This window comes from Nonomuraea diastatica, from assembly GCF_004349015.1.
GTDB classification, from domain to species: Bacteria; Actinomycetota; Actinomycetes; order Streptosporangiales; family Streptosporangiaceae; genus Nonomuraea; species Nonomuraea diastatica.
On sequence record NZ_SMKP01000113.1, the window covers coordinates 22,277 to 33,997 of the forward strand.

The following is an 11,721-nucleotide window of genomic DNA, read 5'->3' on the forward strand; positions in this document are numbered from 1 at the left end:
GAAACTGATGGGCTCTGAAGATATACTCACCCACGCTCTTGGTAGTCTACAGCACAATTCGCCACAAGGAAAGGTGAGAGAATGCACAACGAAAAAAAACTGCCGGTTTACTCGGTCTCTGAAATTACGACTACCGTACTGGATTTTTTGACCTTTTTGACGACGTTGCACCGGAATCCTGAGGACCTTGTCATGCCGCCTCCGGGAGGATGGCCCAGTTACACGCCCGAGAAGTGCGCCGGTTTCAAGTCCGATTTCGTCATCGAAGTTTTGAAAAATCTTCCGTACCTCGAAGATCCCACCTCGGACCACGATGACAGTCTTGGGCATATACACTACAAATCACATTTGCTCGACTACAGAACGTTCGACAGGGAGCGACTTACGGAGGTAGAGTACGAATACGAATACGAATACGATGACTATGACTACGAAATCGACGAAGACGCGGCGCCCGACCACGTCTTCGTCTTTGCTGAGGGTTTCGAGAGTGGCGGCGTTACCCTCTTTTTCGATGTGAAAAAAGGCGTGGTCGGCGAAGCTGTAGCAAGGATGCATTACAATGAGATAGATCTCAAAAAATATTTTATCGACTTGAAAAGAAGCCTTTGGAATCTGGAGATTTTCCCCTGTCCTGGCAGAGCGATGATGGAGCTCTGCCACAACGGCTCGAATTTCACGGACGCGGACGCAGATAGGTTGGGCGAAGCGTTGAGCGAGAGGGAGGTCTTGAAGCAAACCGATCCAAGCTGGGGGACCGATAAGGACATGCTATACGTTCGATATCTCTACCGTTCGTACGGATGGCCGCGTGCATTTCGAAAGGAAGAGGCGTTTCGCGAAGTGAAAGAGCTGATGAGGAAGCGCGAGGGCTATTGAGCCATTTGAGCGTTGCATCTCCAGGGTGAGGACCGCCAGGGCTGAAACGTTCTCGCCTGGCGCGATGAGTAGTTGGCCTTGATCGTGCGCGTTCGACTTGGTGGGCCCATTGGGCATGCGCCATCCTGAAATCGCAGGTCAAGGACCTGGTATGATCACGGTTGGGTGTGTTCGAGGTGGTCGGCGCGGGGTTTCCAACTCGGAGATCATCCGTCGTACGGACAAACCCGGATTTTGGTGATCCTGCTGCGATGAACCATGTCGACTCGTTATCGTCCGTATCCGATCGTTTTGCGCTGAGTGATGCGATGGTGGGGGACGGATGTCGCTGCTGGATCGGCTGACCGCACGCGCCGACGAACTGGCCAGCCGCGCCGAGCACCTGCGCAAAGACCTGGCCGAGACCGAGGACGACCTGCACCGGGTACGGGTGGCCGAGCAGGTCGTTGCCCAGATCCTCGCCGACGAGGGCCTGGACGGTGCCGAGCCGGACGAGGACTTCGAGGAGGACTGCGAGCAGGTCGAGCCTGTCTACTCGGTGATGCTGCCGCGCGAACGGGCGCTCGCGCTGCTGCTGGGTGGCCGGTTGATCCCCTACCGGCACGAGACCGACGGCGTACAGGCCTTGCCCGCCGACTATCAAGCGCTGCTGGCGGTGGTCCAGGCCGCCGATGCTCCGCTGCCTTGTAAGACGGCGTGCGAGCGTGCCGGGCTGGGACCGAGCCGGGGCAGGTGGAAGGAGCGCGAGCCAAGCTCAAGCGGCTGGAGGAACGGGGCTGGCTGCGTCGTACGGTGGCCGGGACCTTCACCGCGATCCCCTGAGCCGGGCCGATACTGCCTGCCCAGCGCACGCTGCCTCGCCTGGATGTCCCGGCGGGGCTTGGCGAGTGTGACCAACACCAAGAACTCCTCCGCCGAGGACACCGCCCCCATCGTTTACACCGCGGCGCTACCGCTGTCCACCGCTACCCTCACCTTCGTCTCCGGCCTGCTGCGCGGCCACCTCAAAAACATCGGGTCACGCTGGCGCAAACTCCCGCCGGGAAAGATCGCGATCATCGTGCTGGCCGTACTCCGTCATGACCAGCGTCTGGCCGACATGGCGGGCGGCAACGGCGTGTCGGCCTCCACCGTGCGCCGCTGGGTGAAGGAGGCCGTCAAGCTGCTGGCCGCTCGCGCCCCGCGCCTGGACCGCGCACTGAAGAAGATCGCCAAGGCTGGTGGACAGGTCGTGCTGCTGGACGGGACCTTGGTCCGCACCCGCCGGCGCAGCGGAGCCGAGAATCGGAAAAACTACCCAGGGAAGCATAAATGCCACGGCCTGCTGTTCCTGGCGCTCACCCATGCGGCCGGGAACCTGCTGTGGATCTCCGCCGCCCGGCCCGGGCGATCCAGCGAGATCACCACCGCCCGCCACCACCAGCTGCCCGCCAAGCTCCGCGACGCCGGCCTGGCCGCCTTGGCCGACCTCGGCTTCGTCGGCCTGGACGACGACCCGGACCAGCCCGCGATCATCACCGGCAACAAGGCCACCCGCAACAAGCCCCTCACTCGCGCACAGAAGCAGGTCAATCAGCTGATCAGCGTCGAACGCGCATCCGTCGAGCACGGCTTCGCCGACCTGAAAGGGTGGCGCATCCTGACCAAGCTTCGCCTGGACGCCGCCCAGGCCACCGAGTTGCTGCGGGCCCTGCTCGTGTTGACCAACCAGCAGATCACCCGCTGACAGATGATCTCCCGTCATGATCTGTGGCCCTCGACAGGCAGAGCACCCCAATCGGGATCACACAAGCCCTTTCACCTGCGATTTCAGGATGGCGCACCCTCAATGCGAATCCAGACGGCGCCCGCAGAACCCGCACTTCAGCAGGCCCGCGAGCAGATAGACGCGCGGACTGCCGTCCTGGGTGGGTCGAGCGGCCCGGATCGCCTGTGCGGCGACGAAGTCGTCGTCGCTGACCAGTGCCGGATGGCTCAGCTTCGTCGAGATCGCCCACTCTTGGGGAGCGTTCCAGCCACCCCCGGTCGCATCGGCGACGCCGCTGTTCCGACGATTCCAGACCCGGCGACCGGTATAGCGCGGATTGCCGAGGATCGCGGCGACGGTCCGTAACGTCCAAGCATGCCCGGACCTGTGCGGGTAGCGCTCGCGATCCACGTCCGAGGGGCACGGTACGCCGCGTTCGTTCAGCATCCGGGCGATCCCCGCCACGCTGACGCCCGCCAGCCGCTGCGCGAACATCCACCGTACGTGCGGTGCCGTGGCCGGGTCAGCGTCAAGCTGGTGCAGACGGCGCCCCCAACGGGCGTGCGTCCGGTTCGGATGCGGACCCGCGTCGACCAAGCGGTAGCCGTACGGCGGCCGTCCACCGAGAAAGCGTCCCTGATCGGCAGCCTGGTTCCGCATCGCGGCCAGCACGCGGTAGCGGGCCCGCAGCACCTCCCGCTGTGATTGCCCGCCCAGCAACAGCATCAACGCCTGATGCATCGGGATTGCTGAATCTACCGGCCCACCCGTCTCCGGCATCCACAGCTGGACGCCGTAGGACTGAAGGAGCGGCAGAAGCTGTGTGAGCTGATCCCCGCAGAACGCTCTCTCGTACTCGCCGACCACGATCGCGTCCCAGCCACGGTCTGGATCGGTCAAAGCCATCAGCAGCTCGGCGGACTGCGGCCGCTCGCTCCACGGTAACCGCCGCGAATATCCGACATCCACGAACTCGGCCACGATCACGCCCCGGCCCGTGACCAGGATCTGCGCCGCCTCACGCTGCCACCCACACGAGGAGACCGGATCCTGGAAATCCTCGGTGGAGGTCCGCGCGTAGAGGGCGAACCGCAACGGCCCGTCCTTCGAACGATGAGGAGAAGATCGCGAACTGATGACCTTGTGCTGAACCCAGCTGCCGAACAAAGAGGACATACCTAGTTGACGCAAAAATACGCCGCCTGTGACGCCACACCTGAGGCATCATGGAATGGCTCAACGACGTGAATCAGGAGGTGAGCATGGCCATCGATCGGTTCACCACGCCGCTGTACGGCATCGCCGAAGCTGCCGGCTACCTCGCGATCCCCGCCTCCACCTTCACCAACTGGGCCTTCGGCTACCAACGCCGTCAGCACGACGGCCGCGCGATCCGCGCTAAGCCGGTCATCACCGCCACCCGGGCAGAGCGGCCGAACGAAGCATCCGTGCCGTTCATCGGCTTGGCCGAGGGCTATGCCCTGGCCGCGTTCCGGCAAGCTGGCGTACCACTGCAGCGCATCCGGCCGGCAATCGACGCATTGCAGCGAGAACTGGGCCTGGAACACGCCCTGGCCAGCCACCGGCTCTTCACCGACGGCGCCGAAGTCCTCTACGACTACGCCGAGCACGTCGGCGACGACTCGGCCCGCGAGCTGGTCGTCGTCCGCAACAACCAACGAGTCTTCACCGAGATCGTGCAGAACTACCTGCGCCGCGTGCACTTCGCACACGACGGATACGCCGAAGTGATCACCCTTCCGCAATACCGCGTCGCCGAGGTCACGATAGATGCCCGCCACGCCTTCGGCCGGCTCCGATTCGCCCGCGGAGGCGCCAAGATCGAGGACGCGATCGACCTGTTCCAGGCCGGAGAGCCCGTCGATGTCGTAGCCGAGGAGTACGGGCTCACCCGCGACGAGATCGAGGATGTCCTGCGTGTCGCCACCCGAACAGCCGCGTAGGTTCTTCATCGACCGCAGTCTCGGCCGGGTCGCCGTCCCCAAACTGCTGCGCGAAGCCGGATGGGACCTCATCACCCTGGCCGAACACTACGGCGTCCCCCAAGACGAGGCCATCGAAGACACCCCGCTGGATCGAAGACAGCGCCAGGCTCGGGTGGGCCGTCCTCATGAAGGACAAACGCATCCGCTACCGGCAAGCAGAGATCGACGCCGTCATCGGACACCAGGCCCGCTGCTTCGTCATCACCCGCGGCGATCTCACATCCGCCGCCTACGCCGAACGCTTCATCACCAACCAACAAGCCATCTTTCTCGCCTCCGCCACTCCTGGGCCCTTCATATTCGCCGCCCACGCCGACCGGCTGGAGCGTCTATATCCCCCGCATCACTGATTCCCGCACTTGCTTCCGGATCCTGCTGTTCATCGCAACCAGGATGACAGGGCGTACATAAGTTCACCGGATCCGACCATGGCGGCGAACCTCCGGAAACGATACGGAAAGTTGTTTATCGTAAGGGCGTTACGGTGGGTCAGCGGGCGGGCGGAGTGGGGCGTGGGCTGGCGCGAGGAGATCGTCACCGCACTGGATGAGTGGATTGCAGCGGAGGGTGGCGCAGGCGGCAAAGCGCGCTGGCGGCGGCTCGGCCGCGCTATTCGTACCGGTGAGGGATTGTACGTCGTGGACGTCCGGGGCGCCGAGCTGAGCCCTGATCGGGTTGACGGGCTGAGGCTGGCGGGCGCGGAGCAGGGCAGCATCGACGAGGGCTTTGCGGTGATGGACGTCTCACAGAGCGAATCCACACTCACCGTACGAGTGGCCGAGTTCGCCGACCCTGCCGATCCCCATCTGTGGTCACTGCAACAACCTCCCACCTTCCTGGTGGAAGCGCTCAAAGACGGCATTGCCTCGCTCGGCAGCGCGCCGCTCGGTGATCTCCTAGCCCTCAAGAAGCCTGGTGGACAGTTGTCGCGAGCCCGACCGCCGGCAGGGCTGTTCCCGCAGCAGGAGGCGGCCTACCAGGCGTGCCTCGGCACCGGATTTTGGCTGGTCTGGGGCCCGCCGGGCACAGGCAAGACCCTGGTGCTGACGAAGGCGATCGGCGACCTGATCGCCGCAGGCAAGCGCATCTTGCTCGTCTCGGCCACCAACATTGCCGTGGACAACGCACTGCTGGGCATCCTCAAAGGCCACCGCCATCCGCCGGGGACCGTCGTCCGAGTCGGTCCGCCGCAACTGCGCGAGATCACCGAGAACGCCGACGTCTCTCTGCCCTTGCTGGTACGCGCACGTCTCAAAGCCACCGACGCCAAGCGGCGCGACCTGTCGGAGCGGTTGGTGGCCGTGAAGGCGCGGCTGCGGCGGCTCGGCGAGTTGGACGCTGCACTGGCGGGGTTCGACGCCGCCGGGTACCGCCGGGACGAGATCTTCCTGCGAGCGCCCCAGCACCAGTCGCAGAGGTCCGAGGCGGCCGTGACCCTCCATCAGACACGGATAAACTCACTCACCACCGCCATCGCCGCGGCTGAGCGAGAGCTGAACGAGGCGGGCGCGGCGTACGCCGCGATAGAGCACGACCGCCGTCTGTGGGCCCAAGTGGACGAAATGGGCGCAGAGGCCGCCCGCGTCGATCAGGCTGCAACTGAGGCCGAGGCGGCGGCATTGAAGGCGGAGCAGGAGACGGCCCAGGCGCAACGTCAAGTGAACGAGCTGGAGGGGGGCTCGCCCCGACATGTGGACACCGGCTGTCATGCGGCGAGCAGCACTCTATCGATGGTCTGCTGCTCGTAGTCGATCGGGCTGCGGTCCATCTCGTTGTTCTGGGCATCTATGAGAGCCCGGACCGTCTCCTCCAGAGCTGCCGGGTCGAAGATCCGGCCGAGCCACGGATCCAGCTCCGCGAGGATGCGGTCCTCGCGGACGTAGACCGTACGCGGGTGCTCGATCTTGTTCGCCAAAACGTACTCGACGGGAAACTTGCACCGGTAGTGGGCACGGCCGTTGTTCCAGGTACCTTCCATCCGCCGCTCGCACACGCCGCAGTGGAGCAGGTGGCGAAGGACGTAGGGGCGCGGGGTCCTACGAGGCTTGCGCTGCTTCGCCGGCCGCCCGTTGGCCGACAGCAGCGCCTGCGCCTTCTCGTACGTCTCCGTATCGATGAGCGGCTCATGGACGACCGCCTCCGACCAGACCCACTGCTCTTCGGAGTTCCACTTCAGCTTGGTCACGTGCCCCTGGGTGACGTCGTTGACGTCCAGGAGCTCTTCCTGCTTGTGCTGCTTGTTCCAGACCTGGCGACCCGTGTAGCGCGGGTTGGGGAGGATCGCTCGAACGGCCGACTTGGACCAGGCGACACCCGAGCGGTGTCGGTTGCGGGCTCGGTCGTAGGCGGACGGGCATGGGATGCCCTCCTTGGTGAGCCCTTCGGCGATCAGGTAGAGGCCCTGTCCCTGAACGAATTCCTCGAAGATCCTTGCCACGTAGGGCGCTGTCAGCGGGTCCGGCTCCAGGCGGTGGAGCCGCTTTCCGTCTGCCGCCTTGCTCGGGTTGGGATGGGGTCCCGCATCCATCAGGCGGTATCCGTACGGCGCGCGGCCGCCCAGGAAACGTCCTTCGATCTTCGCCTGCGCTTCCATGGTGGTGCGGACGCGCATCTTGATGCGGTTGCGCTCGCCTTTGCTGATCCCGCCGAACATCAGCATGATCAGCTCGTGCGCTTCGTTGGTGGGGTCTATCGCCCCACCGACCTCGGGCACCCACAAGGGCACGCCGTAGTGGTTGAAGAGCTCGAAGGTGTTGCCGAACTGGTTGCCGTAGAAGGTGCGCTGGGGCTCACCGACCACGACGGCGTCGAACCCGCGGTTGGGGTTTCGCAGCTCGGCAAGCAGCACGGCCGCCTGCGGCCTTCGTTGCGGCGCTTCACGATCTGCGGAAAGATCATCGAGCTGGCCAGTGCGCTGTCACAGGCGCTGCTCCGTCAGGACTTCGACGGCAGGCGGGCATTGACGACGCTCCGCTTCATGATCGTTCCTCCGGCGCAGGACGAAAGCGCGTCGGGCCCGAACGTGGTCGCCAGCCAGCCATCGACCTCGCCGAGGATTTCTGCCTCTCGCAGGTAGACGATCTTTGGATGGTGGACGCCGGCGTTGGCGTACGGGCGGTGACTGAAGTGGCCATTTGAGCGCTTGGCAAGGATGTCTTGGGTGCAGATGCTCGCCCGCGTACGGGGTGATGTATACCACATATCCTTCTACCTCATCATTCAATATGACTTTGGCCATTGACTGTAAGATGGGGAAATTACAAATTTGCCATGACGCATTTGCCCGAATAGGACAAAACCTTGGGGGAAGGGGATTTCAGTGCGCGTCACCGAACCGGACCGGTCGGGTCCTCTCTTCGAGGATGATCGCCTGAAACTTGGGCTCTTCGGGTTCAACATCACAGCCGCAGGCGCCCTGAGCAGGTCGAAGGACCGCCACGAGATCTCCTGGCAGCAGAACGTCGACCTGGTGCGCCAGGCGGAGGCGGCCGGCTTCGAGGCCGCCATTCCCATCTCCCGCTGGCGCGGCTTCGAGGGCGAGACGAACCCGTGGGGTCAGAGCTTCGAGAGTTACACCTGGGCCTCCGGCCTCGCGGCGCTCACCGAACGCATCTCGATCTTCGCCACTAGCCACGCGCTGACCATGTCACCCCTGCTGGCGGCCAAACAGATCGCCACCGCCGATCACATCTCGGGTGGCCGCATGGGGCTGAACGTCGTCGCCGGGTGGTTCGAGAAGGAACTGCGGATGTTCACCGCCAAGTCCCTCGGCCACGACGAGCGTTACGACTATCTCGACGAGTGGCTCGAAGTCGTGCTGCGGCTGTGGGAGCGCAACGGCGTCGACTACGCGGGTCGGCACGTGCAGATCCAGGACGGTTACCTCGAGCCCAAGCCGCTGCAGAACCCCCGGCCGCCCATCATGAACGCCGCTTTCTCCCCACGCGGTCACGAGACGGCCGCCAAGTACGCCGACATCGCCTTCGTCGGGGCGCACGACCCGCACAGCGCGCAGAAGCAGGTGGCCGAGATCCGCAAGATGGCCGCGAGCCACGGGCGCACCGTACAGGTGTGGGCGGCGACCTCCGTCATCTGCGCGGAGACCGACGAGGCAGCGGCCGCGCTGGTGGAGCGCTATCGCGGACCCGACGCGGACATGCCTGCGGTCGAGAACGCGGTCGATTGGACCATGGGCGCCCAGATGACCCCGGACCTGCGCGAGGTCATCAAGGCCGGCCTCGCCTCCACGATGGGCGGCTATCCTCTCATCGGGTCGCCGGAGACGATCGCCGACGAGATCGGCCGCATGGCCGACGCTGGAATCGACGGGATCTGCCAGACCTTTATGAACTACGAGGCAGGCCTCCCGCTGTTCGTCTCGGAGATCCTTCCTCTCCTCGAGAAGAAGCGGCTGCGTCCCGCTCGTGCCGCGGCGGCCGGCGAAGGGGGGCAGGCCTGAGGTTTGGAGGAAACGGGCCGTTGTCACCGGAGCCGCGGGAGACCTGGGCAGGAGCCTGGGCGCTCGCGAGCTGGTGGACCTCACAGCCGACAACGTAGACCGCTGGCTGGCGGACACGGCCAATGACCTCAGCACCCGCACCCGGCCTCGGCGCACTCACTCAGTCTCTGTGAGCCGGAGCCGGTGGTCGAGCGCGGCGCCGACGTCGGGGCAGTTCTGCCGAATAGTGTCGAGGAAGGCGCTCAGCACCGGAGAGTGGTCCTTCGCTGCGAAGGACAGAATCAGGTCGGGCAGCGGCGTGCGCGGGGTCACCTCGCAGAACCACGTCTCCGGGCGCGGGGCCGCGAGCATGCGGGCCGGGCCCAGGCCGACGCCGACCCCGGAGGCGGCCAGGCCGATGATCGTGTGGACGTCCCTGGCGACGGCCGCACCGGCGAGGGCCGGGGAGCTCTTGCCCAGCAGCGCTTGCAGCGACGCGCCGACGGCGGGCTCGTCCTCGCCGGCCGCGATGATGAGCCGCTGTCGCCGCAGCTGCGCCACGCTCACCGACGGTCGGCCCGCGTACGGGTGCACGGTGCTCATGACGGCGACCAGGTGATCATGCCCGATCGGGACGGACACGAGGTGCTCAGCCCCGGCGCCCCTCGGCGAGCCTAGGGTGATGGCCACATCCAGCTCACCGGCGACCAGCCCGGCGGTGCTGCGGCTGGTGGACAGCTCGTGCAGTTCGAGCCGCACGTCGGGTCGATCCCGTCCGAACCGGCGCAGGACGCCGGGCAGGGGGTCGAGCAGCGCCGAAGCGATGAACCCCAGGCGCAGCCGGCCCGTCTCGCCGCGCGCGGCCCGGCCGGCGTCCACCACGGCCGCCGCGATCTCGTCCAGCGCCCGCCGCGCCCGTGCCAGGAACGCCTCCCCCGCCGCCGTCGGGAACACGCCCTGGCGTGTGCGGTCGAACAACCGGGCCCCGACCTCGCGTTCGAGGTCGGCGATCTGCTTGGACAGCGGAGGCTGCGCGATCCCCAGTGCGCCGGCCGCCCGGCCGAAGTGTTCGTGCTCGGCGAGGGCGAGCGCATAACGCAGATGTCGAGCCTCCATTTGCGGCCCCCCAGCTATATCTCAGAAGTATCGTCATATAGCTTGTCATATCTTCTGATGGATAACGGTGTGGTCGTCGACTGGGATGAACGATATGACCAGCACTGTTTTCGTCTTCGTCCACGGCGCCTGGCACAGCTCAGGACAGTGGGCCGCGACCCAGCGCGCGCTCGCCGGGCTCGGTGCCGCCAGCGTGGCCGTCGATCTGCCGGGGCACGGCTTCGGCGCGCCCTTGCCCACCGGATACCTGCTGCCCGGCCAGCCCGGCCTGTTTACCGAGAAGTCGCGCCTCGCCACCGTGACCATGGACGAGTGCGCAGAGGCCGTCGTGGACACGCTGCGCCAGGTCCGCCGTTACCGCACGGTCGTGCTCGTTGCGCACAGCGCGGGCGGCGGTCCCACGTCGATGGCCGCGGAGAAGGCGCCCGAACTCGTGGACAGGATGGTGTACCTGAGCGCGTTCGTCCCCGCCGGACGGCCGCGCTTCTTCGACTATCTGGGCGCGCCGGAAAACGCGACCGTGCTGGGGCGGGGCCTCAGCCTCGGCGACCCCGAGGCGCTGGGCGCCGTACGGATCAACCCGCTCTCGGCGGACCCCGCCTACCTCGAAGAGCTGCGACAGACCCACTACCACGACACGCCCCTGGACCAGTTCGACCGCTGGCGCTCCGTGCTCAGCCCCGACCTGCCGCTGGCGATCCCGACGGCCCCGGTCACCTTGACCGCGGAGCGGTGGGGACGCATCCCGCGGACCTTCCTGCGCTGCGCCGACGACCGGGCGCTGACACCCGCCACGCAGGATCTGATGATCGCCGAAGCCGACGACGCCTACCCCGGCAACCCGTTCTCCGCACGCAGCCTGCCGGGCAGCCACAGCCCGTTCGCCGCCCGGCCGGGTGAGCTCGCCGCGGCCCTCCTCTCGTGAGCGGCGGGCGGTTCACGCTGCCGGTGGTGCTGAGCGCGACCTTCGTCCAACTGCTCAATGTCACCGTCGCGCAGGTCGCTGCCCCGTCGATGCAGGCCGACCTCGGCGCCGGGCCCGGCGCGGTGCAGCTCATCCTGGCCGGGTACACCCTGGCCTACGCGTGCCTCCTCATCACGGCAGCCCGGTTGGGCGACCGGTACGGCTATCGCCGGCTGTTCGTGGCAGGGACCGTGGTCTTCGCCGTCGGGTCGGCGGGCTGCGCCGCCGCCCAGGACGCGACCTGGCTGATACTGGCCCGGCTGGTGCAGGGTGCCGGCAGCGGCCTGGTGGCTCCGCAGGTCCTGTCACTCATTCAGGTCGCCGTCCCGGCGGAGCGGCGGGCGCGTGCCATGAGCCTGTACGGCGCCACGATGGGGGTGGCGTCGCTGGCCGGGCCGCTGGTCGGCGGGCTGCTCATCGGCGCCGACCTGTTCGGGCTCGGCTGGCGGCCGGTGTTCCTGGTGACGGTGCCGGTGGCGCTCGTCTCTCTGGCAGGGGCGGCCGTGCTGCCCCGTACGCGGGGCGCGGGCGGGCAGCGGGTGGACGGGGCGGGCGCGGTGCTGACCACGGT

General features: G+C 66.4%; 11 protein-coding genes and 1 pseudogene. 8 read left to right on the forward strand and 4 right to left on the reverse strand.

Annotation, left to right across the window (positions count from 1 at the left end; all coding sequences use genetic code 11):
- The first annotated feature begins 81 nt into the window (after window positions 1-81).
- Both E1294_RS32670 and E1294_RS57445 read left to right on the forward strand, forming a co-directional pair.
- The gene (locus E1294_RS32670) at window positions 82-879 is read left to right on the forward strand and encodes a hypothetical protein (RefSeq protein ID WP_132514823.1); all 798 of its coding nucleotides are present in this window, start codon (window positions 82-84) and stop codon (window positions 877-879) included.
- A 322-nt stretch (window positions 880-1,201) separates the two neighbouring features.
- Entirely contained in the window at window positions 1,202-2,605 is a 1,404-nt protein-coding gene (locus tag E1294_RS57445) for a transposase family protein (RefSeq protein WP_220448053.1), read from the forward strand.
- Between the two features lie 99 nt (window positions 2,606-2,704).
- Here E1294_RS57445 and E1294_RS32680 read toward each other — a convergent pair whose 3' ends face one another.
- Entirely contained in the window at window positions 2,705-3,721 is a 1,017-nt protein-coding gene (locus E1294_RS32680) for a recombinase family protein (RefSeq protein WP_220448054.1), read from the reverse strand.
- A gap of 167 nt (window positions 3,722-3,888) precedes the next feature.
- Here E1294_RS32680 and E1294_RS56295 point away from each other — a divergent pair, with 167 nt between their 5' ends.
- From E1294_RS56295 to E1294_RS32695, 3 genes are all read left to right on the forward strand, one after another.
- On the forward strand, window positions 3,889-4,590 hold the full coding sequence (locus E1294_RS56295) for a DUF433 domain-containing protein (RefSeq protein ID WP_246083448.1): 702 nt from the start codon (window positions 3,889-3,891) through the stop codon (window positions 4,588-4,590).
- 131 nt (window positions 4,591-4,721) lie between these two features.
- Window positions 4,722-4,982 carry a PIN-like domain-containing protein gene (locus E1294_RS56300; RefSeq protein ID WP_281284545.1) on the forward strand — a complete coding sequence of 87 codons (261 nt, stop codon included), beginning with the start codon at window positions 4,722-4,724 and terminating at the stop codon, window positions 4,980-4,982.
- A gap of 162 nt (window positions 4,983-5,144) precedes the next feature.
- The gene (locus E1294_RS32695) at window positions 5,145-6,380 is read left to right on the forward strand and encodes an AAA domain-containing protein (protein WP_165977592.1); all 1,236 of its coding nucleotides are present in this window, start codon (window positions 5,145-5,147) and stop codon (window positions 6,378-6,380) included.
- On the opposite strand, the gene E1294_RS32700 is transcribed toward E1294_RS32695, so the two are convergent.
- Together E1294_RS32700 and E1294_RS57450 are read right to left on the reverse strand one after the other, a co-directional pair.
- The gene (locus E1294_RS32700) at window positions 6,338-7,243 is read right to left on the reverse strand and encodes a recombinase family protein (RefSeq protein WP_342775108.1); all 906 of its coding nucleotides are present in this window, start codon (window positions 7,241-7,243) and stop codon (window positions 6,338-6,340) included. The two genes, E1294_RS32695 and E1294_RS32700, sit on opposite strands and share 43 nt — an antisense overlap.
- Window positions 7,220-7,510 (reverse strand): annotated as a pseudogene (locus tag E1294_RS57450) (recombinase family protein); the annotation flags it as partial. The pseudogene E1294_RS57450 and the gene E1294_RS32700, both read right to left, overlap by 24 nt.
- Window positions 7,511-7,951: 441 nt before the next feature.
- Between E1294_RS57450 and E1294_RS32710 the strand changes: the two are divergent.
- Window positions 7,952-9,091 (forward strand): LLM class flavin-dependent oxidoreductase, encoded by a 1,140-nt coding sequence (locus tag E1294_RS32710; RefSeq protein WP_220448055.1) that lies wholly within the window; start codon window positions 7,952-7,954, stop codon window positions 9,089-9,091.
- A 156-nt stretch (window positions 9,092-9,247) separates the two neighbouring features.
- On the opposite strand, the gene E1294_RS32715 is transcribed toward E1294_RS32710, so the two are convergent.
- Window positions 9,248-10,186: a LysR family transcriptional regulator gene (locus E1294_RS32715; RefSeq protein WP_132514831.1), complete on the reverse strand. Its 939-nt coding sequence runs from the start codon at window positions 10,184-10,186 to the stop codon at window positions 9,248-9,250.
- Between the two features lie 94 nt (window positions 10,187-10,280).
- On the opposite strand from E1294_RS32715, the gene E1294_RS32720 reads away from it, so the two are divergent.
- The gene (locus E1294_RS32720) at window positions 10,281-11,111 is read left to right on the forward strand and encodes an alpha/beta hydrolase (RefSeq protein WP_220448056.1); all 831 of its coding nucleotides are present in this window, start codon (window positions 10,281-10,283) and stop codon (window positions 11,109-11,111) included.
- Window positions 11,108-11,721 (forward strand): MFS transporter (locus E1294_RS32725; RefSeq protein WP_181958590.1); only part of this gene is annotated, 614 nt, incomplete at its 3' end. The genes E1294_RS32720 and E1294_RS32725, both read left to right, overlap by 4 nt.

Bases quoted from the DNA above. Each gene is read 5' to 3' on its own strand.
- E1294_RS32670 (WP_132514823.1), top strand. From the start codon at position 82: ATGCACAACGAAAAAAAACTGCCGGTTTACTCGGTCTCTGAAATTACG.
- E1294_RS57445 (WP_220448053.1), top strand. From the start codon at position 1,202: ATGTCGCTGCTGGATCGGCTGACCGCACGCGCCGACGAACTGGCCAGC.
- E1294_RS56295 (WP_246083448.1), top strand. From the start codon at position 3,889: ATGGCCATCGATCGGTTCACCACGCCGCTGTACGGCATCGCCGAAGCT.
- E1294_RS32700 (WP_342775108.1), bottom strand. From the start codon at position 7,243: ATGCGCGTCCGCACCACCATGGAAGCGCAGGCGAAGATCGAAGGACGT.
- E1294_RS32715 (WP_132514831.1), bottom strand. From the start codon at position 10,186: ATGGAGGCTCGACATCTGCGTTATGCGCTCGCCCTCGCCGAGCACGAA.
- E1294_RS32720 (WP_220448056.1), top strand. From the start codon at position 10,281: ATGACCAGCACTGTTTTCGTCTTCGTCCACGGCGCCTGGCACAGCTCA.